This is a genomic window from Saccharibacillus endophyticus, assembly GCF_013185185.1.
Classification (GTDB): domain Bacteria; phylum Bacillota; class Bacilli; order Paenibacillales; family Paenibacillaceae; genus Saccharibacillus; species Saccharibacillus endophyticus.
In genome coordinates, this window is sequence record NZ_JAAZWE010000005.1 from 243,580 (window position 1) to 264,871 (window position 21,292).

General features: G+C 55.4%; 20 protein-coding genes. 5 read left to right on the forward strand and 15 right to left on the reverse strand.

Translation table 11 applies throughout. The features are described 5' to 3' along the window. Nucleotides 1-303 precede the first annotated feature (303 nt). The gene (locus HRQ63_RS18445; protein WP_172246507.1) at nucleotides 304-1,350 is read right to left on the reverse strand and encodes a potassium channel family protein; all 1,047 of its coding nucleotides are present in this window, start codon (nucleotides 1,348-1,350) and stop codon (nucleotides 304-306) included. A gap of 245 nt (nucleotides 1,351-1,595) precedes the next feature. On the opposite strand from HRQ63_RS18445, the gene HRQ63_RS18450 reads away from it, so the two are divergent. Next, nucleotides 1,596-2,108 carry a DUF4178 domain-containing protein gene (locus HRQ63_RS18450; RefSeq protein ID WP_172246509.1) on the forward strand — a complete coding sequence of 171 codons (513 nt, stop codon included), beginning with the start codon at nucleotides 1,596-1,598 and terminating at the stop codon, nucleotides 2,106-2,108. A 287-nt stretch (nucleotides 2,109-2,395) separates the two neighbouring features. On the opposite strand, the gene HRQ63_RS18455 is transcribed toward HRQ63_RS18450, so the two are convergent. The 9 genes from HRQ63_RS18455 to HRQ63_RS26040 form a co-directional block, all read right to left on the reverse strand. Further along, nucleotides 2,396-2,809: a DUF350 domain-containing protein gene (locus HRQ63_RS18455; protein WP_229714313.1), complete on the reverse strand. Its 414-nt coding sequence runs from the start codon at nucleotides 2,807-2,809 to the stop codon at nucleotides 2,396-2,398. Then, a complete protein-coding gene (locus HRQ63_RS18460; protein WP_229714312.1) occupies nucleotides 2,809-3,501 on the reverse strand; it encodes a hypothetical protein in 693 nt (230 codons plus the stop codon). Before HRQ63_RS18460 ends, HRQ63_RS18455 begins: the two co-directional genes overlap by 1 nt. Further along, the gene (locus tag HRQ63_RS18465) at nucleotides 3,502-4,713 is read right to left on the reverse strand and encodes a glutathionylspermidine synthase family protein (RefSeq protein ID WP_172246511.1); all 1,212 of its coding nucleotides are present in this window, start codon (nucleotides 4,711-4,713) and stop codon (nucleotides 3,502-3,504) included. It abuts the gene before it with no gap. Continuing rightward, entirely contained in the window at nucleotides 4,710-5,447 is a 738-nt protein-coding gene (locus tag HRQ63_RS18470) for a hypothetical protein (RefSeq protein WP_229714311.1), read from the reverse strand. The genes HRQ63_RS18465 and HRQ63_RS18470 overlap by 4 nt, the downstream gene beginning before the upstream one ends. A gap of 54 nt (nucleotides 5,448-5,501) precedes the next feature. Beyond that, nucleotides 5,502-5,714 carry a hypothetical protein gene (locus HRQ63_RS18475; protein WP_037286645.1) on the reverse strand — a complete coding sequence of 71 codons (213 nt, stop codon included), beginning with the start codon at nucleotides 5,712-5,714 and terminating at the stop codon, nucleotides 5,502-5,504. A gap of 378 nt (nucleotides 5,715-6,092) precedes the next feature. Then, the gene (gene putP / locus HRQ63_RS18480; RefSeq protein WP_172246513.1) at nucleotides 6,093-7,535 is read right to left on the reverse strand and encodes a sodium/proline symporter PutP; all 1,443 of its coding nucleotides are present in this window, start codon (nucleotides 7,533-7,535) and stop codon (nucleotides 6,093-6,095) included. 188 nt (nucleotides 7,536-7,723) lie between these two features. Beyond that, complete coding sequence (rhaM, locus tag HRQ63_RS18485) at nucleotides 7,724-8,041, reverse strand: L-rhamnose mutarotase (protein ID WP_172246515.1); 318 nt, start codon at nucleotides 8,039-8,041, stop codon at nucleotides 7,724-7,726. Between the two features lie 212 nt (nucleotides 8,042-8,253). After that, entirely contained in the window at nucleotides 8,254-9,327 is a 1,074-nt protein-coding gene (gene rlmN, locus HRQ63_RS18490; RefSeq protein WP_172246517.1) for a dual-specificity RNA methyltransferase RlmN, read from the reverse strand. A 243-nt stretch (nucleotides 9,328-9,570) separates the two neighbouring features. Further along, on the reverse strand, nucleotides 9,571-11,079 hold the full coding sequence (locus tag HRQ63_RS26040; protein WP_172246519.1) for an HD domain-containing phosphohydrolase: 1,509 nt from the start codon (nucleotides 11,077-11,079) through the stop codon (nucleotides 9,571-9,573). Between the two features lie 217 nt (nucleotides 11,080-11,296). Here HRQ63_RS26040 and HRQ63_RS18500 point away from each other — a divergent pair, with 217 nt between their 5' ends. The 3 genes from HRQ63_RS18500 to HRQ63_RS18510 all read left to right on the forward strand — a co-directional run bounded on the left by HRQ63_RS18500 (nucleotide 11,297) and on the right by HRQ63_RS18510 (nucleotide 14,510). Then, nucleotides 11,297-12,211, forward strand: coding sequence for a TIGR01777 family oxidoreductase (locus HRQ63_RS18500; protein ID WP_172246521.1), 915 nt, complete (start codon nucleotides 11,297-11,299; stop codon nucleotides 12,209-12,211). A 79-nt stretch (nucleotides 12,212-12,290) separates the two neighbouring features. Then, nucleotides 12,291-13,640 carry a hydroxysqualene dehydroxylase gene (locus tag HRQ63_RS18505; RefSeq protein WP_172246523.1) on the forward strand — a complete coding sequence of 450 codons (1,350 nt, stop codon included), beginning with the start codon at nucleotides 12,291-12,293 and terminating at the stop codon, nucleotides 13,638-13,640. Between the two features lie 93 nt (nucleotides 13,641-13,733). Beyond that, nucleotides 13,734-14,510 (forward strand): sporulation protein, encoded by a 777-nt coding sequence (locus HRQ63_RS18510; RefSeq protein WP_172246525.1) that lies wholly within the window; start codon nucleotides 13,734-13,736, stop codon nucleotides 14,508-14,510. Nucleotides 14,511-14,560: 50 nt separating this feature from the next. Here HRQ63_RS18510 and HRQ63_RS18515 read toward each other — a convergent pair whose 3' ends face one another. The 5 genes from HRQ63_RS18515 to HRQ63_RS18535 all read right to left on the reverse strand — a co-directional run bounded on the left by HRQ63_RS18515 (nucleotide 14,561) and on the right by HRQ63_RS18535 (nucleotide 20,332). Continuing rightward, nucleotides 14,561-15,550: an LLM class flavin-dependent oxidoreductase gene (locus HRQ63_RS18515; RefSeq protein ID WP_172246527.1), complete on the reverse strand. Its 990-nt coding sequence runs from the start codon at nucleotides 15,548-15,550 to the stop codon at nucleotides 14,561-14,563. 134 nt (nucleotides 15,551-15,684) lie between these two features. Further along, nucleotides 15,685-16,593 carry a methyl-accepting chemotaxis protein gene (locus HRQ63_RS18520; RefSeq protein WP_172246529.1) on the reverse strand — a complete coding sequence of 303 codons (909 nt, stop codon included), beginning with the start codon at nucleotides 16,591-16,593 and terminating at the stop codon, nucleotides 15,685-15,687. Nucleotides 16,594-16,698: 105 nt separating this feature from the next. Continuing rightward, nucleotides 16,699-17,619, reverse strand: a complete 921-nt coding sequence (locus HRQ63_RS18525; RefSeq protein WP_172246531.1) for a methyl-accepting chemotaxis protein — start codon at nucleotides 17,617-17,619, stop codon at nucleotides 16,699-16,701. A gap of 211 nt (nucleotides 17,620-17,830) precedes the next feature. Then, on the reverse strand, nucleotides 17,831-18,739 hold the full coding sequence (locus tag HRQ63_RS18530; protein ID WP_172246533.1) for a methyl-accepting chemotaxis protein: 909 nt from the start codon (nucleotides 18,737-18,739) through the stop codon (nucleotides 17,831-17,833). Between the two features lie 198 nt (nucleotides 18,740-18,937). Further along, nucleotides 18,938-20,332, reverse strand: a complete 1,395-nt coding sequence (locus HRQ63_RS18535; protein ID WP_172246535.1) for a GGDEF domain-containing protein — start codon at nucleotides 20,330-20,332, stop codon at nucleotides 18,938-18,940. Nucleotides 20,333-20,599: 267 nt separating this feature from the next. Between HRQ63_RS18535 and udk the strand changes: the two genes are divergently transcribed. Then, on the forward strand, nucleotides 20,600-21,238 hold the full coding sequence (gene udk / locus HRQ63_RS18540; RefSeq protein ID WP_172246537.1) for a uridine kinase: 639 nt from the start codon (nucleotides 20,600-20,602) through the stop codon (nucleotides 21,236-21,238). Nucleotides 21,239-21,292: the final 54 nt, after the last annotated feature.

A 21,292-nucleotide genomic window follows, 5' to 3' on the forward strand; every position in this document is an offset into this window, starting at 1 on the left:
TCTCTCCCGTTGACGGGCTTCAAAGCCCGGTAGTGTGGAGGGCAGCAGCACATCGGGACCTTTTCCCATATCAAAAAGACAACAAAACAAGGCCAAACGGTTCGCCCTGATTCGTTGTCTTCTTCGCATGAATCTCTATTCGAAGAAACCGAACTCCATCCGATGGAATGGAAAAAGGCGCCGAATGCGACCGTGCCCGGACTTACGCTAAAAAGACAGACTTCTCCCGTCTTAAGCGAATCGTCGCGTACGAACAGTCGTCGTTTTCGGCATGCCTTTTCCCCTTTCCCTGTAAAGTCACTTTCAGTATAGACCTGATCGCGGCCCGGATTCAAGCGCGGAAGCAATCCGTCGATGCGTCTGCGCATCGGCAACCACGTACAGCTTGGCGTTCGCCGGAATCGGCATGTCCAGCTTGCGGTTGATGCCGAGGTCTTCGCGATCGGCGATCAACGTTGCGCCTTGCGCCAATAAAGCCTGGAACGCGTCGCCGTACGTTTTCCACGACCGGTCGACCGCCACTTCGTAGACGTCGCTGCCGTTCGTCCGGTTGAGCAATTGGGTGATCACGTCGGAGCTGCCTTCGTGCAGCGCCGCGCGTACCGCCAAGCGCGAGATGGCGTCATGCGACAAAATGAATTCGTTCACCTGCGCGTGACGGAAATTTTGCACATGGTTCTCCATCGTGATCTCGACCGTCGTATGCACGTGCGGCGCGATCCGTTCGATGCTGGACACGACGAGCAGCGATTTGCCGTCGATCAGCGAAGCTTCTTCGATCCGTTCGTCGGCGAAAATGATCGCGGCGCGGCAGGAAGAAATGCTCGCTTTGGACAAAACGGAATCCGCAGCCGGATCGCCGCTGACGAAATGCACCTGCTCCAGATGCTCCAACGGATGCCGATTCGATTCGTCGATCAGCACGATTTGCGTTTTCGGCGCATTTTCCAAAATTTCCTCGATCGCCGAACGGGCCTTTTTGCCCCAGTTCACGATCACGATATGCTGCTCTCCTTCAAACGTCAACATTCCCGCGCCCCTTTGACGCTGCACTTCCGCAATCGAGTCGATGACTTTCCCGATCACCAGACTGAGCAGCCCGATTCCGAATATGTACAGAAAAATCGTAAATACTTTGCCTGCCGGAGTCGTCGCGAAATAATCGCCGTAACCTACCGTCGCCATCGTGGTTAATACCCAGTAAAAAGCATTGAACCAATTCGCGAACGTCTCGGGCTCCAGCGCATAAGCAACCGTGGCGCTGAAGAGGACGAAAGCCAATATGATGCCGCCGATCGTCGTCTTGCGCAAATGCATCAACCTCGTCGACAGCCGGATAAAAAAATGCACGTCCCGCTCCTCCTATAGCGTCGTTTCATTTGAATGCCGCGCTGCGGAAAACGCCGGCAATCCGAACTGAACCACGCATCATGATGTAATCCCTTGCGAATCGAGCCCATGCTTGGATTCCGCCCGCGGATCGTCTACCATAAAACCATAAAGTTTTCCGAAACGCGTCCGCATCGCGCACCGTAAAGCATCCTATGCGAAATCAGTCGGATTATCGGCTGCAACCCAGGCTGGAGGTCAAAATCATGTCCATGTTCAAACGTATCCGCAATATCTTCGCCAAGCCGGAAGCTCCGCTGAAAGAACGCGGCATCCTGGAAATCGGTCCCGGCGACATCTGCGAAGTCTCCATGGTGACGTACGAAGTCACCGGACGCACCCAAAACGCCCGCCGCAAAGCGGTCGTGCTTACGTTACGCGACGGCTCGAACCTGTCCTATCTGGTCATCGAAGAGCGCGAAGAAAACAAATACGCGCTGTACCATCCGATCGACGGACGCCTCGATTCCATCCAGGAAGTCCCGACAACCATGGACCTGGACGGAACCGTCTACCATCTCGAAGAACAATACAACGGCCACGTCTCCACCACCGGCCGCACTCCGTTCATGCAAGGCGGCGACCAATCCGTCTGGCAGTACCAGTCCGACAACATGAAGCTGCTCCGCATCGAATGGATGGACGGCCGCTTCATGCTCTACGAAGGCGAAGACGTCCCCCCCGCCGACGTCCGCGTGATCCGCGGCGGCGGAGCTTAAGTCTTTCGATTTTAAACTGCTCTTCCCAGACAAGGCCGCGCCCACGATTTCAGTGGGCGCGGCCTTTACATGTCCAATCCTTTCCTTCCCCGCCCCTATAGGCGAAAAAAGAATCTTTGCATGGGCGAAGCCAGGCGGAGGGGGAAATTCAGTGAAAGATGCCTTTGAACTCGGAAAGATTCCACTAAAATTTTAAATCGACTTTTCCGAGTGAGACAGCATCTTGAACGAATTTCTCCCGCAGCCCCTGCTTGCCCCCAGCGAACAGGATTTATCTTGAGCCGAATTCAAATAATTAAACTGCTGATCGAAATCGCCGTCCCGATAAATACCGCGCACAGCAGCAGTCCGACCGCCACGTTTCCTTTTTCCAACTCTTCGGCCACTTTGAACTTGGGCGTCACGAGTCCGAATACCCAGTACACGATCACCAAGCAGACCTGCCCGATCAGGAACCAAATCGCCATGAACCAGATCGACGTGTTCGTGTAGGCGGAAATGCCGAGGATGATGCCGGTCGCGATAAACTTGCCGCCGAGCGCGAGACCTACGGCGACGTTGCCTTTTTTCAATTCGTCCATGTCGTTGAACGGAGTCTTCAGGAAGAAGATCAGCATGCCTATGATTTGCAGCACGATGATCGCGACCAAGCTGACCCCGATATTGTAAAACGCCATCCAATCAAATCCAAATTCCGCCATCAATTGGCCCACCCCCGAAATTTCGCATATGCCAGATCGTAATCGGCAAAGTCATGTACTTCTTCCAGCACGACGGCAACCTCTTTGACGTCTTTCAGTTTGCCGTAACGGGCATCGTCCACCGGCTGCTTCATGCGGTTGCCCGAAGGCAGTTCCAACACGGCAAAGTTGCGCGTCTCGCCGTTCAAAGCCGTTTTGTAGACGCCGACCACGTCGACGTCCGTCGTGACGGACACTTTGAGATTCTCCAAATCGGTCTTCGCCGAAGCTTCATCCGGGTACGACTTGAGCGTCGTCCAGCCGGACAGCTGCACGTCGTTGCGTCCCTGATCGTCGGTCGTCAGCGTGGCGCTCATCGATTGCAGCGTCCAAATCTGCTGGCCCGTCGCGTAATTGTTGTCGTTCGCCAGCAGCTCGTTGTCCGGCAGCACGGTCATGTCGCTTCCGATCAGATCGCCGACCGAACCTTCCTGAATCCGGTAATCCCACGGCACCGTGTTCACGCCCGGCCCGTCGTCCGCGTTCGTGCTCGTCACGGAGCTGTTCGAACAAGCGCCGAGCACGAGCAGCAGCACAAGCGCCGGCAGCCAGATCAGCGGCCGCAACCGATGCGTTCGACCTTGTCCGGAGACCGATCCGAAAGCCGCTTCGCGGCCTGCCGGATCCGCGGCCTTTTCGTTATTTCGCAGCATCTATTCCACTCCCAACGCGATAAAATGGCTGGCATTGCCGGTGATGAGTCCTCCGGCACGGCCCAGCATGCCGCACGGAACGCCGTCGATCACGAACATCCCGGCCAGCAGATGAAGCTCGCCTTCGGCCGTGTTCACGCGCGGCAAATCCGCTCTTTTTTGATACACGACCGGAAAAAGCCCGCTCGTGTCGTAGCCTTCTTCGTCTTGCAGCTCCAACTCTCCGGCCTGCCCGTACATGCGCACGGAACCGCCTTCGCGGCCGAACATGGACTTGGACACGTAATCGCCGGAAAACAACGGCTTGTTGTATGTAGGCAGCATGTAACGGGAGATCGCTTCGCGTTCCTCGTCGTTATACAGCATGCCCAGTTCGTGCAATCCCCAGACGACGGCCATCATGCCTTTGGATTGCAGCAAAATGGCGTGCGGATGATTGAACAGCCTGAGCTGGCCGCTCTCGACCGCGTAAGCGAGCGCTTCGCCGCCGTCGTCGACCGACATCCATTCTTTCGGATACAAGGCGAACATGCGGCGAATCGGCTGTCCCTCTCCGTCTTTGACCAGACCGTCGTCGATGGTCAGCTCCAAGCAGTCCACCAAGCGCATGTCGCGGCCGCTGTGCTTGACCAACGCTTCGATCGTGCCGGAATCCTCGGCGTGCTCGCCGTAAGCGATACAGGCCGCCGTTTCCGGCTGCTCGTACGCCCAGGCCGCCCGAACCTGCTCGGCCATCGCGCCGTTCATGCTGCGCACGCCGAGACGCCCGCACATCCACGGCGTCGCGATAGACGATTCGACGTAACCGGTCGGCGTGTCGGCGTTCAGCTCAAGCAGCTTGATGCTGACTGCGCCCGGTGTTTCGGCATCTTGCGAAATCGCGAAGTCGAACCGCGCGTATCGGCTGATCTTCGGCTCTTCCGCGACCGGAGCCTGATCCAGCATGTTCCACAGAATCGGCGGAATGCCGATCAGCTCGTACAGGTCGCGGCGGCGATGCACGTAGCGGACCGCTTTGTCGAACACGCTCCATAACCTGCGAGATGCTTCCTCCAGCTCGGCGTGTACGGATTCGTCCATCACGGCAACCTGATCGATCCAGTAGCGTTCGTCTTCATAATCCGCCCATGCAAAGCCCAACTCGCGAAGCTCTTCCACCAGTGCTCCGCGTTCTTCCGACGGCGTTCCCACGATGCGAAAAATCCCGCTCATCCGCCGAAGAAGCCTCCCGACTTCGATCCCGAAGACTTGGAACCCGACGAACTGAGTCCGCTGGATTTGCCGCCTACTCCGCCCGAACTCGACGAAGTCGAACGCCGGGTGATTTTACCGGTGGAATTCGAAGTCTTCGGACGCACCGTGGAGCCGCTCACTTCGCGGTTCTGGAAGCTGCCCGTATTGTACGTGCGCGGCGTGTACGGACGGGTCGAACCCGCGTAGTAGCCGCGGCGGTTATCGTACCAGCCGCGCGACGAGTAAACGCCCGCGTTATTGAACAGGAAATGGTACAGCATCAGATCGCCCCAGCCGAAGCCCGAACCGTATCCGCCGTAATAGTTGTTGACGACGGTGCCGCCCGATCCGTCGGCCGGCGCGGTCGTTTGCTCCTGCTCCTGAAGATCTTCTTCCGTGATCGGCAGGCTCCAATCGACCTGGGGATCGTAATACTGCTTGACCTCTTCCGTCGAGGCTTCGACCAGCGTCGGCTCGGAAGCGCTGCCGGAATTGTTCGAAGCCAGCGCGCCGCCCGGAATGAACGCCGTATTGGCGATCAGGGCAAGACCCAGCGATGTCGACAGTACCTTAACCGGGCGACTAAAGCCCGGTTCGCGCTGGTCACGGCTTGCTTCGACGTTTTGTTTTTGGTTAACGGGTCCGCTCGGCGAAACGGATAAGTTTGCCGAGTCCTCTTTTAACGCATATCGTTCTTTTCCCGTGTGATCCAACGTTTTGTCCCTCCTTCAAAACTGCTAGAACCTTGTCTGAATGAAGCTTTGACTTTACCCGTGCATCGGGACGAGCAGCAGCTCCAGCTTGCCCGTATCGACGTTCAGGCGGCCTTCGACCGCTTCATATTCTTTACCCTGAACGACGAGGTAATTGGCATGTTCGAGCGCGGCTACCATATTCATGCTCCACGGACGCTCTTCGATCTGACGAAGTTCGCCCCCGACCATTTTCTCGAACAGTACGACTGCGATATCTTTGTCCATTCGGTGATCCCTCTTTCTTGAATGAGTTTCGAGTTTTTCTGCTACGTGACGCTGATGTTTAGGCTTACGTTTTCTGTATACGTGCTTCGCGGCGAATCGTTGCGGAAAGGTTGCGAACCGCTTGTTCTGCCCGATATTCCCATTCAGCATACGATTTTCGCGGGAGCAATACAATAAATAAGAGGGAAAAGACGAACGGGGGAGGGAGGCGCTGCGGGAACAATTCGTTAAAAAGCGTCTTTCACTGAATTCCTCCCTCCGCTAGGTCGCTCGTCTTTTAAGGGAAAGGAGAAAGAAAAACAAAAATCGGCATCTTATTTATGCAATAAGGTACCGATCTTAAAAGATTTTTTCGTGCTTGTTATGAGATTATGCGGGTTAAGATTCGCTTCGTTTGGCTTGATCGCCTTTTGTCAGCAGGCTGACGACGAAGATCGCGATCAGGTTGGCGGCGAAGCCGGGGACGATTTCGTATAGGGTGTCTTTGAGTACCGGAACGTTGGCCCAGACGATGACGGTGATTGCGCCGGCAGCCATGCCGGCGAGCGCGCCCCAGCGGTTCATTTTTTTCCAGTACAGGCTCAGCAGGATAACCGGGCCGAAAGAAGCGCCGAAGCCGGCCCAAGCATAAGCGACTAGGGTCAGGATCGTGTCGTTTTTGGTATACGACAAGGCCAGCGCCAGAATCGAGACGATCAGTACGGCAAGTCGGCTCACGATGTTCAGCTCGCGATCGGATGCGCCGCGGCGAAGCAGAATGCGGTACAGGTCTTCCGTCAGCGAGCTGGACGTGACGAGCAGCTGCGAAGAAATGGTGCTCATGACGGCTGCAAGCAGTGCGGCGAGCAGGAATCCGGTGATGAACGGATGGAACAGAATACGGGATAGTTCGATGAAGACCGTCTCCGGATCAGCCAGGTTCAAGCCTTCGCGCGAGAAGTACGCGGCGCCAATCAGGCCCGTCAGCATGGCGCCGCCCACGGAGAAGATCATCCAGCCCATCCCGATCCGGCGGGCTTTCTTGATTTCTTTGACGGAAGAAATCGCCATGAAGCGAACGATGATATGCGGCTGACCGAAATAACCCAGGCCCCACGCAAGCAGCGAGACAATGCCAAGGAAGCTTGCTCCTTTGAGCGGGTCGAGCAGCGTCGGATCGATTGCGCGGATCTCGCTCAGCGAGCCGCCGATTCCTCCGCTATGAATCAAAGTTACGATAGGCACCATCACCAACGCCAGAAACATGATCATTCCTTGCACAAAGTCCGTCCAGCTGACCGCGAGGAAACCGCCGAACAAGGTATAGGCGATCGTCACGATCGATACGATCCAAAGCCCGGTGCGATAGTCCAGCCCGAAGCTCGATTGGAAAAGGACGCCGCCGGAGACCATGCCCGACGAAATATAAAAGGTGAAGAAGATGATAATGACCAATGCGGACACCAAACGAACGATCCGCGTACCGTCGCCGAAGCGGTTTTCCAAATAGGAGGGGATCGTCATGGAATCGCCGGCTTCCTCGGTATAGGTGCGCAAACGGGGCGCCACGTAAAGCCAGTTCGCGTAAGCGCCGATGGTCAGGCCGACCGCGATCCAGCCTGCGCTTAGCCCCTGCGCGTACATTGCGCCGGGCAGTCCCATCAGCAGCCAGCCGCTCATATCTGCCGCTCCGGCGCTCAAGGCCGTTACGGCCGGCCCGAGGCTGCGGCCTCCAAGCACGTAATCCGATAATCCGGATGTTCGCCGATAAGCAAACCAACCGATCACCAGCATTCCCGCTAGATAAATGCCGAGCGAGATCCAAATTTGTGTATTCGCCATGTGTTTCCCCCGATTTCTCTCTGTTGATCAGACCTTCGCTGCACGAATGTCATTCCAAGATCGTAATTGATTTACCGCGTTATCGCAATGAATTTTTCATGCAAAAAAATGAATGCGTTAACGAAAAGGTATTCGGGAAAAAGAGAATAAAAACATGGCGAATAATCGCAACGGGGAAGTTGTTAACGTTAATCAGCCAAACGGAACACTTCCGGCAGTTCTCTCGATATCGGACTGTCATCCGGATTGGTCTCCATGATGTCTTTCATATAAGCCCACCATTTCCGGCAAATATCCGTATCGGCAGAGCGCGCCCATAATTCCTCGTCCTTGATCGTGAGATAAGCGAACAAACTGTCCGTCTCCGCGTCCAAGAAAATGGAATACTCCAATACCCCGTGCTCTTTGAGCATATCTTTCATCTCGGGCCATAGCTCATCATGCCGTTTGCGGTATTCTTCGTGATGCTGCTTGTACACCTTCATTACCGAAGCTTTGCGAATCATGGTTGCCGCTCCTTCCGTTTTCGTGTGCAGAATTCGTTCATTTTAAAATTATACCGCTTTCATTTTGCTTGATGCAATATTCTTCTTTGTTTCCATGAATGAAATGTGCAATGCACAGAATCGGATAGATCAAACGTTCTTGCGCAATAAAAAAGATCCGGTTTCGCCCCAGGGCAAAAACCGGATCGGAAAATGTAAAGTCGGTCAAGCCGTTAGACCGCCGTTTTATCTTTCTTCATCTGCTTGCTTCTCAACTGTCCGCAGGCTGCGTCGATATCCGTTCCGTGCTCCATGCGAACGGTTGCGTTGATGCCGCGCTTTTTCAGTACGTCGTAGAAGCCGTTAATCGCCTCGGGCGTGCTGCGCTGATACTGGCTGTGCTCGTCGACCGGATTGTACGGAATCAGGTTGATGCTGGCCAGCTCCTTGAACTCGTCCAGCAGGTCCGCGAGCTGCGCTGCCGTGTCCAGACCGTCGTTGACCTCGCTCAGCAGGATATACTCGAACATGATCCGGCGTCCCGTCGTTTGGAGATAGTAACGGACGGCGTCCATCAACTTCTCCAGCGGGAAAGCACGGTTGATCATCATGATCTGCGTACGCAATTCATTGTTGGGCGCATGCAGCGAAATCGCCAGATGCGTTTGCGTGCCGAGATCCGCGAACTCGCGAATCTTGGCCGGAATGCCGCTGGTCGATACGGTGATCCGTTTTGCCGCGATCGCGAGGCCTTTGCGGTCTTTGACCACGTCGAGGAAGTTGATCAGATGCTCGAAATTGTCGAACGGCTCGCCGATGCCCATGACGACGATATTGGTCACTTTCTCGCCCTTGCCTGCCGCGTCCAGATAATGCTGCACCGTCATGATCTGCTCGACGATCTCGCCTGCGGTCAGGTCGCGACTCTTCTTGATCAGTCCGCTCGCGCAGAAGCTGCATCCGATATTGCAGCCGACCTGCGTGGTTACGCAGACGGACAGACCGTACTTTTTACGCATCAATACGGTTTCGATCAGGCTTCCGTCATGCAATTGCAGCAGAAATTTGACCGTGCCGTCGGACGCTTCCTGTTTGACGAATTCTTTCATCGTGTTGAGCGAAAAACGCTCTTGCAGAAGTTCCAGGCAAGCTGCGTTCACTTCGGTCATTTGCGAAAAATCGCTGACGCGCTGCGTATACAGAGCTTTCCAGATATGCGCGGCACGGGATTTCTTCTCCCCGTTCTCCGTCAGCCAGCCGGACATTGCTTCCAAAGTTAATCCATAAATGGATGGTTTGCTAGTCATGTTGCGTTACCCTCTTTTCAACCCGGAGCATCGACGTTACGTTCGTCTTTTCCGGTACGTAAAATTCGGCTCTGCGGGACAAAGCCGCACAGCCGAGTATTCGTTCTTCATTGTCCCAAATTTTAGGGATGAACACAAGAGGCGCGGCAGATTCGCTCGGGTTCGATCCGTCGAACCCAAGCGAACAGTCTGCGCCGTTTCCTTTTCGAACAAAATTCGTTCGCCGAGTCGGCCTTCTGCTCGTCAGAACACTTTTTCATCCGCGTACTGGGCCCGAATCTCCAGGAATTCTTCCAAATGCTCAAGAAACAGATCGGTCAGGCTCGGATCAAAATGCTTGCCTTTTTCTTGATGGAACAGATCGATGATTTCGCTCAGCGGCCAAGCTTTTTTGTATACCCGGTCGCTGGCTAACGCGTCGAAGACGTCGGCGATCGCAGTGATGCGGCCGTACAGATGGATCTCTTCGCCGCTTAATCCTTGCGGATATCCGCCGCCGCCGTATTTTTCATGATGCTGAAGGGCGATGATCGCCGCCGTCTTGAGGATCGGACGGCTCGAATGTTTCAGCATCTCGTACCCGGATATCGCATGGCTCTTCATCGTTTCGTATTCTTCGAGCGTGAGCTTGCCCGGCTTGTTCAAGATTGAATCGCTGATGCCCACCTTCCCGATATCATGCATGGGACTGGCCAGCGCCAGCAGATTCGCTTCTTCTTCGGGAAGCCCGTACTTGAGCGCCAGCAGCTTCGTGTATTCCGCGACCCGCTTAACGTGGAAACCCGTCTCCTGCGAACGCGTCTCCGCGATTTCGCCGAGGGTGTAGATGATTTCCTTCTGCGTGCTCTCGATCTCGTGACGCAGCTCCAAATTCTCGAACACCGCATCCGTATTCGCGCAATAGGATTCCGCCAAGTAATATTCCCAATCGCTCGGCGTCCGGCAGGGATCGACGAAGATCAACCGTTCCGTGCCCGCGACGCTCGGCGAATGGAAGTCGAAACTCTCATGGGTCGGCAAGTTCCCGCCGAATTCCCGCAGCTGCGGCAGAACGCTCTCGAGTTCCCAAGGAAGCGCGCTGACATCGAGCTCTGCATATTTACCGATTGCGGCCAATCTGCGCCAACGTCGATGACTTCTTTGCAGGATCAATCCGCCGTAGCAACTTTGGGTATTCAAGATCGAGGCCAAATGACGCAATACGTCCTGCGCCAACATTTCCAGCGAGCCGGCATTCAGCACGAGCGAAGAGGACAGTGCCACATATTCGAGGCTTTTTTTCTCGTCTTCCGTTTTTTTGAAATCCCGGTAAGCCCGCAGCGAGCCGACCAAAGCGGACTTCAACTTGCTTGCCGTATCCAATTCGCCTTTGACCCGAAAATTATTGACATCGTAGTTGAACATAATCTCTTCTTCGTCGTCCGCCCACTTCTTGTCGGCCACTACAACGATCCGCACCGCCGCATTCATGAGTGCTTGACGAATATAATCGATCAGATCCAGTAACTGGCGTTTTCCCGAAGCATCCAACTCCATCATCACGACCGCAATGTCCTGTTCTTCTTCCAGAACAAGGCGGGCTTCGTAAGTTCCCGCAGCATGCAATACGCGAATGCCGCGACCTTCGAAGCGAAAATCGGCCAGTAGGCGGGACAGCAGCATCGCTTCGTCTTGACCGCCTCCGATTACCAGAATGCTCCATTCGGTCTCGGTCGTCGTGCTGTCTTCTCCGTGCCCGGGGTATCTGTTCATTCCGATTCTCCTCCAGCCTGTTCTTGATCCGTGTAATAGGTTATATAGGTTCATTATTATTTATGAATATTAGATTCTTATCCTTTTCGCTTTATCGTCAATTCAGTGAGCAATTTGAAGGGAACACGAGTACAAATTTGCAGAATTCGCAGAAAAACTTGTCGGCGTAAAAATTGCCCGGACAAGGAAGCGAAAATTATTTCAGAGGAGGATAATAATGGGCGATCCAAACCACCTTTCATTACCATCGCGTAAAATCGTGCTCGCCGGAGCCACCGGATTTATCGGCGAAGCGCTACGCGAACGATACCGGCAAAACGGATACGAAACCCTGATGATTTCTCGCCGCCCCGGCCATATCTCCTGGAACGATAAGGCAGCGATTACCGAAGCTCTGAACGGAGCCGATCTGCTCGTCAATCTGGCCGGTCGCTCGGTCAATTGCCGCTACAACGAGCAGAACCGACGCGAAATCATGGAATCGCGTACGACCACCACGAAGACATTGGGCGACGCCATAGCCGATTGCCCGCATCCTCCGAAATTATGGATCAATTCGGGTACGGCTACGATCTATCGGGACGCGCGCGACCGACCGATGACCGAGGAACAAGGCGAACTCGGCAGCGGATTTTCCGTAGAAGTCGCCAAAGCCTGGGAAGAAACCTTTTTCGCCGCGCATACCCCTTTCACTCGTAAAGCGGTGCTGCGCATCGCGATCGCGCTCGGCCGCGGAGGCGGCGTCATGACGCCATATTTCAATCTGATCCGCTTCGGGCTCGGGGGTAAACAGGGTCCGGGCAGCCAGCGCTTCAGTTGGGTCCATATCGACGATCTGTGCCGCATGGTCGAATTTTTGGAAAAAAGAACCGACCTGTCCGGCGTATTCAACGCTTCGGCTCCCGAACAGGTGACGAATGCCGAACAGATGCGCACGATGCGCGAAGCCTACGGACGCCGCTTCGGTCTGCCCGCACCCTCATGGATGCTGAAAACGGGAGCCGTCGTCATTCGCACGGAGACGGAATTGATTCTCAAAAGCCGCTGGGTTGCGCCCGAACGATTGCTTCGCGAAGGGTTCGAGTTCCGTTATCCGAGGCTGCGCGAAGCCATGGCGGAGATAGCAAGATGACGAATCTTTTTCTCCGGCGGGTAATGGAAAGCACAATACTCTCAAAATACAATATTCTAAGCGAAAGCGGGGAATTCCTTTGTCGCAGACTTCTTCTTCCGAAAACTTGACCCTTGTCATCGGGGCCGGCTTGGCCGGGCTTGCCTGTGCTTTCGAGCTGGCCGAAAAAGGCAAGCCCGTGCTTGTGCTCGAAGCGGCACCTTACGTAGGCGGCCGAACGGCCAACTGGAACGAGAACGGCATGGAGGTCGAATCCGGCTTCCACAAATTCATCGGCTACTACACGCTGCTGCCCGAGCTGCTGGAGCGCGCGGGCATCGACCTGAACGAAATGCTGTTTTGGGAAAAGTCGATGGAAGCCCGCCACCCGGATGCCGAAGAGTTCGGCGAATTCGGTCTGGACGTCGTTCGCGCGCCTATCAAAACGCTGCTCGGCGCGCTCGGCAACAACAGCTATCTGACTCCTGCCGACAAAGCGTCGCTGATCCCGTTTTTCACGGCCGGCTTCAAAGACTACCTGTCCGATCCCGAAGAACTGGACGAGATTCCTTTGAACGAATACGCCGAGCGGCACGGCGTGACGAAGCAGGCGTTGGAACGTATTTTGGAACCTTTGTCTTCGGGCATCTTTTTCCTGCCGCCCGAGCAGTATTCGTCGTATGCCTTTTTCGGCTTGTTCGCGCCCGGCATTCCGAGACTGCATAAAATGCGGATCGGCGCTTTCAGCGGCGGAATGACGGACGTCATGTGCAGGCCGCTGGCGGATGCGGTCGAGCGTCTGGGCGGCACGGTACGCACTTCCGCGCCGGTCAAAAGCCTGATCGCGGAAAACGGATCGGTGGTCGGCGTCGAGCTGGAAAACGGAGAACGGCTGAAGGCGGCGAACGTGGTCGTGGCGGCGAATGTCCGGCGCGCGCAAAAGCTGGTAGCCGAGCATTTCGGCGCCGTGTCCTGGTTCGCTCCTTTTTTCGAGCTGGAAGCGATGCCCCACGTCACGGCGCAGTTCGAGCTGACCGAGCCGCTGCTGCCGCAGGACCGGACGACTTTCGGCCCGGGTACCCAGCTCGGTTCGTTCGGCGAGCAGTCGCGTACCACGTTCCGGGACAAAGCGGGACGAACGTCGATCATCCTGGTCGACCCGGACGCGCTGATCGATCTGCCGGAAGAAGAAGTCTGGCAGCGTACCGTGGAAAGCTTGACGGCGATCGGATTGGACGGAATCGACAAAGCGACCGACCACCGGATCATAAGGGGAGACGAGAACTTCTACCGCTTATCGCCGGGAAGCGAAAAAAAGCGTCCTAAACAGATCACGCCGATCCCGGGTTTGTTCCTTGCCGGAGACTACACGAAGCAGCCGTTCCTCGCGACGATGGAAGGCGCGGTGATCTCCGGGCAACGGGCGGCCAGAGGCATTTTGAAAAACTGATTTCGTCCGCGAAAAAAATTTCCGCTCCCGAATGAAACCGCCCTCCGGGATGTCGCGTATATCTGGCATCAATCAAACGGAGGGTGAACATTCATGTCTTTTTTCAAAAAAATGCTGGCTAGCGTCGGAATCGGTAACGCCAAAGTAGATACAGTGCTCGATACGGCCCAGGTGCCGGTAGGCGGAGACATTTCCGGCATCGTGTACATAGAAGGCGGTCAAGTGGATCAGCAGGTGGACCGCATCTACCTGTTCATCAAATCGGAATATGTCCGCGAACATGATGACCGTAAAGTGCGCGAAACCGCGACGATCACCAAATTCCTGTTAACGGATCGCTTCACCCTTCGTGCCGGAGAGCGCAAAGAAGTCCCGTTCCGGTTTACTTTGCCGGAATACACGCCGATCACGCTTCGCAGCTCGGGCGTATGGGTGGAGACCGGCTTGGACATCCCGAGCGCCGCTGATGCGACCGACCGCGACGCGCTCAACGTCACGCCGAGCGACGAAATCCAAATCGCGCTGGATGCCATCGAGCTGTTGGGCTTCCGCCTGCGCGAAGTGACGAACGACTATACCCCTCGCCTGGGCGGACCGCTTTCCTTCGTCCAGGAATTCGAATACGTGCCGACCACGAAATTCCGCGGAAGGCTCGACGAACTGGAAGTTCTGTTCCGTCAGCAAAACGGCGATCTCGAACTGATGCTCGAGGTCGACCGACGCGCTCGCGGTCTTGGCGGATTCTTTTCCGAAGCGATGGGCACCGACGAAAGCCTCGTACGCCTGAGCCTTTCGCGCAGCGATCTGAGCCGCGGTCCGCACTACGTCGCGGAAATTTTGGAAAACACGATTTCGCGTTACGCGCACTAATCTTTCCTCGTCTTTATCCCCGGCTCTTCACGAGTCGGGGATTTTATTTTTCACGTATGCCGTAACTGAAAAGCTTCGGCCAGCATTTCGTACATCCGCAGCTTCAACCCGAAATCCGGGGATACCGTAGCCAGCATGACTTCATCCGCCTCATACAGATCCGCCAACGCAATCAATTGTCTTCGAACACTGGCCGGATCGCCCACGACCATACGCTCCCGCCCTTTTCGGATCTGCTCTTGCTGGGCTTCCGTATACTCGATAGACTCGATGCTTGCCAGAGAAGGAACGGTATTTAGATGCCCGCCCTCTCCGATATCAAGCAAATAATGATCAAAAACGCGCGCCAGCCGCTCTGCTTCCCGTTCGTCTCGACCGCAAACGGCAAACAGCGAGACCAAAACCTTCGGACGATCGCGTTCTGAAAAAGGAACAAATCGTTGCCGATACCTTTGTACCGCTTCTCGCCCCGCACGGCCACGAATAAAATGCCCGAATGCCAAGCCTAGTCCATTCGCGGCCGCGATGTCCGCACCGCTTTCGCTGGAGCCCAATAGCCACAAGTCGGGCGGCGAAGCCGAAGCAGGCGTCACCGCGGGAGCGAGCGCCCCGCGAATATGTCCGGACAATCGGCTCACCTGCTCGGGATAACGGCTGAACGAGCCGCTTCGACCGTCCAGCAATGCAGCCGACGTCTCCGCTCTCCCTCCGGTGGAACGGCCGATTCCCAGATCGATTCGCCCCGGATAAAGGGCCGTCAATACCGAAAAATTCTCCGCCACTTTAAACGGACTGTGCATCGGAAGCATGATGCCGCCGGAGCCGATACGCATTTTCCCCTCCGTTAATGCCGCCAATGAGGAGACCAGAACTTCCGGAGCCGAGCCTGCCAACACCCGATTCCCGTGATGCTCGGATACCCAGTATCGGTGATATCCCCATTGTTCCGCTGCCCGGGCAAGCCGGATCGTCTCGCGCAAAGCGATCGCCGATGAAGCCTCCGAGCGAATCTCCGAATAGTCCAAAATCGACAATTTCATTCCGTTGCCCTCCTTGAGAAGTTTCTTTTCTTCCCATTATAGGCGATCGGGCCGCATGACAAAAAAGCCGTATTTTCGGATTGATGCGTGCCCCGCGATCCGATACTCGGCTTTCTCTCCGTATGGAAGTCCATTCAGATGATGTTATTAAAGTCACGCGCGCGTGCATCCAGCTGTTCCGATGCTGCTGAAATGTCTTCGAATTCTTCCATGGCCGTACGGATTTGCGAATGGCTGCGCGTGATACTTTCCTGCGCCTGGTTTGTGCCTTGAGTGATGTTCGTGACTTCTTTCGTGATGCCTTCGATGTTGTGGCGCACTTCCACGATCGACTCGCTGACTTTCCCGGCTAGTTTGCGGACTTCCTTCGCCACGATATCAAAGCCTTTTCCATGCTCGCCGGCATGCGCGGCTTCGATCGCCGCGTTCAAAGCAAGGAGGCTTGTTTGCGAAGCGATTTCTTGAATCGTCTGCACGATACCGCGAATCGATTCCGCCTGGCTTTGCAGGCTGGATAGCGTAGAGATGTTTTTTTCCGACACTTCCGAAATGCCTTCGATGCTTCGGAGCAGCTCCGTGCTGCGAACGATGCCGGACTCTGCGCGAACGTTCAGCCCTTCGGACATCTGCTGAAGTTCGGAGACGACTTCTTCGATATTTTTTTGGCGGCGGGTGATGTCGGTCGCCACTTTGAAGACCTCGATTACCCGGCCCTGATCGTCGAGCACCGGCATATACGTCGCTTCCAGCCAAATCCGCTCGCCTCTCGCGTCCATGCGTTCGATCTTGTCCTGATAACTTCTTCCGGCCAAAAGATCGCGCCAGAACTTCTCGTAGCCCGGTCCGTTCGCGAACTCCGGAAAACAAAACTGCCGATGGTCCATGCCGATCATGTCCCGCTGCGCATAACCCATGGCTTCGGCAAAATTCGAGTTGACGTGAACAACACGGCGATTCAGGTCGAAGCGGATCGTGGCCAGGCTTTTTTCCAAGGCTGACATGACAAGATCATTGCCGGCCCCCGTTGATGGTTTTATATTCATGTTTCCCTCTCCCGTCCCACAAATTAATTTTGCGCAATGGTTTATACCTTATATATCGTCATCCTTTAACATTTTTTTATATTTTTCGACAAAATTCTCCCCCGATCACAGCAGTTTGGAGAACTCTTTGGCCTGCGCGTCCAATTCGCCGGAAGCGGCCGAAATTTCGGCGAACTCGTCCAACGCCAAACGGATTTGTTCCTGGCTTTCCGCAACGGTGTTTTGCGCAAGGTTCGTTCCGTTTGCGATGTTATCGACTTCTTTCGTGATGCCTTCGATATTGCGGCGCACTTCGACGATCGATTCGCCGGCCCGGTTCGCCAGCTTGCGTACTTCCTTCGCGACGATATCGAAACCTCTGCCGTGCTCGCCGGCATGCGCCGCTTCGATTGCCGCGTTCAGCGCGAGCAGGCTCGTTTGCGACGCGATATCCTGAATCGTCTGCACGATGCCGCGGATGGAATCGGCCTGCCGCTGGAGGCTGGCCAGCGTGTTCATGTTGTCCTGCGACACCCGCGCGATATGTTCGACGCTTTGCAGCAGCGCGTGGCTGCGTTCGATCCCGCCTTCGGCGCGGATATTCAGGCCGTCGGACATCTGTTGAAGCTCGCTCATGACGGTCGAAATCGTTTCGATCCGCTCAGTGATGTTCGAAGCGACTTTCGAGACGCCGAGCACTTTGCCGTTCTCGCCCAAAACCGGCATGTAGGTCGCTTGAAGCCAGATCGAACGGCCGGATGCCGTAATGCGCTGGATTTTGTCTTCGTAACTGCGGCCGCCGAACAGATCGCGCCAGAATTTCTCGTAGGCCGCGCTGTTCGCGAACTCGGGCAGGCAGAATTGCCGGTGATCCATCCCCAGCATCTGTTGTTTGGAATAACCGAGCACTTTGGCAAAATTATCGTTCACGTAGACGACCCGGCGATTCAGATCGAACCGCACGATAGCCAAATTTTGTTCAAGCGCCTTTACGACCAGACTGTCGCTTACCTGTTCATCGGCTTGCTGCGTGTTCAACTGTGTCATGATATCATCGAGCCTCCGTTTTGAATGGATTAATAAAAGTTTCGCACAACTAGATTTCCCGAAATAATTATTGAAAACTATATCGGCACAATTTGCCGGATTGCTTAGAGCAATTTTGTTTGACGACATAAAAAAAATACCTTCGCAATGTTTGCCGACGTACCGAAGGTTCGTCTTGTCCATCTCAAAGGTATACGCATGTTTTTCATGTTTAGATCAATTCCGAAAATCTTTTGGCCTGCGCGTCCAATTCGCCGGAAGCGGCCGAAATTTCCGTAAGTTCTTCGATCGCGAGCCGGATTTCTTTTTGGCTTTTGTTCACGGTCCCTTGCGCACGATTCGTGCCGCGGCTGATGTTGCCGACTTCGCGCGCGATGCCCTCGATCGTATGACGCACTTCCACGATCGATTCGCCGACCCTCCCGGACAACTTGCCCACTTCTTTCGCGACGATATTGAAACCTTTTCCGTGTTCGCCGGCATGGGCCGCCTCGATCGCCGCGTTCAAGGCGAGCAAGCCTGTCTGCGAAGCGATTTGCTGGATCGTGTGCACGATGCCCCGGATCGATTCCGCCTGCTCCTGCAGGCTTTCCAGCGTCGTTATGTTCTCGCCCGACACTTCAGCGATCTGCTCGATGCTTTCGAGCAGCGAACGGCTTCGCTGTATGCCCGCGTTCGCTTTGGCGTGCAGCGCGTCGGACATCCGTTCCAGCTCGCCCGTTACCGCGGTAATGGTGTCGATCCGTTCGGTAATGTTCGACGCGACTTTGCATACGCCGAGCACCTGCCGGTTGCTGCCGAACACGGGCATGTACGTGACCTGAAGCCACAGCCTTCTTCCGTCCGCCGCGACCCGTTCCACCTTGTCCTCGAACGTGCTGCCGCTGAGCAGGTCTTTCCAAAAGCGGTCGTACTCGGGGCTGTTTGCGAATTCCGGCAGGCAAAAACGACGATGGTCCATGCCGATCATGTTTTCTTTGCGATAACCGAGGACGGCCGCAAAATTGTCGTTGGCGTACACGACTCGGCGGCTCCTGTCGAAACGAATGATCGCCAGATTCTCTTCCAGCGCCCGTACGACGAAACTATCGCTCACCTGTTCATGTTGTGATTGGTCCATAATTCGAAGGAACCTCCTATTCGCGAAGCGGCAAGATTGATGGAAAAGGAATAGCTTGAATTTTTCTCCAAGTATTGAATGATTCGGCGGAGACCTCCCGCATTCCTTCCTGTTCCCATACAAACTATTCGTCGAAACGGGCAACGGTTTGAACGGATCAAACGCGGGCGGCGGTCAACGTATCCGGGCCGATCTTTTTCAGCCCGGCAGACGGAACGGACTCTCGCCGAATACAGTCACGCGGTTTTTGCCCGTACGCTTGGACGCGTACAACGCGGCATCGGCCTGTTGGTATAGTTCTTCGAACGTCAGAACGTTTTGCGGCGCATAGGCGACCCCGATGCTCGCCGTCACGCCGATCGAGCGGCTCCCCGGCAGGTCGAATACGGCGGATTGGATAGCCGCCCGCAGCCGTTCCGCTCCCGAGCGCATTTCTTCTTCGGACAAACGCGTCGAAAAGACCGCGAACTCTTCCCCGCCGAAACGCCCGACGACCGCGTGCCCGCCGAAGCTTTCTTTCAACACGGAAGCGAAACCTTCGAGAATCACGTCGCCCCCCGCATGGCCGTAAGTATCGTTGATCCGCTTGAAATCGTCGATATCGAGCAGCATGAGCATGAGCCCGGGCTCGCCGAGCCTTCCCCCGATCAGTTCGAGGAAATGGCGGCGGTTGTTCAGTTCCGTCAACCCGTCGATCGTGGCTTGATGCGTCAGCACTTTTTTCTGCGCTTCCAGCTCTTCGTTCTTTTGCTTCAGCTGTTCCATATGCATCTTGGTATTATCGATGATGCGTCCCGTTTCGACGGCAATGTCTTCGATCTCCGAGTACGAGCGATCCATCTGGATGCCTTTTTCGAACAGCTCGTCCACGTCGCCGTCCGCAAGGCGGCGAAAAACGTTGCGCAGTTGACCGAGGGATCGAAGCAGCGGGCCGATCAGCCATTTGCCGAGCAGATAATTGACGTAGAAACAGAGCAGGCCGAGCAGCAGCATCAACACCGCGGTCACGCCGACGATCTCTACCAGCAAAGGCGGATAAATTCGGGCTATGATCAAACCGACCTCTTCGCCGTCGTCGTTTACGATCGGCGCAAAATACGGCTTATTGAAATAATCGTACAGCCAATTCCGTTCGCGCAGCGCTTCTTCGGCCGTTCCGGAGGGCGACAGATAGGCGCTGCGGTACAGTTCTTGATCGCCCAATCGAACGACGATATCGACGGTGTGCAGCGCGCGCGGCATTTCGCGCCCTTCGTCGTACGCCAGAGGCTCGTCGCCGTCGATCCACGGAATGCGATAATTGACCACTTCCTGCCGTTCGACCGTCTTCCACCAGCGTTCGAAACCAGTCGCTTCCGGCGAGAGATCCTCAAGCCGGGCAATGCCGTGATTTTTGGGGAAAGCGGGCGACGTCATCTCCCGCATCGTGGAGTGCGCGACCAGTTGGGCGCCGAGCTGGGCAAGCGGCCGGATCACGACCGAAAGCAGGATCGTGACGATGACCGCGAAGACTAGAATGGTAAACAACGTGGACGAATTCATGGAGCGACGGATCAGCCGGCTCAAGCTTGGGCTGCCGGTTTTATGCTTCAAGGGAACTGCCTCCCGTTCTTCTGCTGTATATCGCCTTCCGCGAAAACATGATCGAAGAATTCCGAAACGAAATCGGTTCGAAAACATGCGTCCGCCGTATCCGCGTTTCTCAATTGTAGCGGCGGGTTCGGTCGCGCGCAATCCATTCTTGCAAGAGTCCGAACAAATGCAATAAAATCGGGTGAAAAAAAGAGCGTACTGTGCTACAATACTGAAATTGCAAACAATTGCAATCGGCCATCAACCTAGGGAGGTTTATCGATCGCCATGCTCATTATTGGTATCGCCGGCGGCACCGGTTCCGGCAAAACAACGGTCGCACGATCCGTCATCGACCGGCTCGGCGCCGGAAAAGTTACGTTCATATCTCAGGACAACTATTATAAAGATCATCCGGAGCTTAGCTTCGAAGAGCGCGGAGCGATCAATTATGATCACCCGTTCGCTTTCGACAACGATCTGATGGTCCAACACCTGAACGATTTGAAAGAAGGCAAGGTGGCCCATGCGCCAGTCTACGACTTCACCATGCACGCCCGTTCCGCCGATCAGACCGTGGAACTGAAGCCCAACAATATCGTCATCATCGAAGGATTGCATGTCTTGTCGGACGAGAATCTTCGTGCGCTGCTCGACATCAAAGTCTTCGTCGATACCGACCCGGACGTGCGGATTCTTCGCCGTGTCGTGCGCGATATCGAAGATCGCGGACGCAGCATCCGCTCCGTGCACGATCAATATCTGCGCACGGTTAAGCCGATGCACGAAGCGTTTATCGAACCTTCGAAGAAATACGCCGACCTCATCATTCCGGAGGGCGGTCACAATGAAGTGGGCATTCAGCTGCTGTCGATCCTGACCGAGAAATATTTATCGGGCGACCATCAGTGGAACCACCACGCGTAATCGGACGTCGAAGTCCGAAAGATCGACGAAAAAGCCTGTCCCCGGAGCGCATAT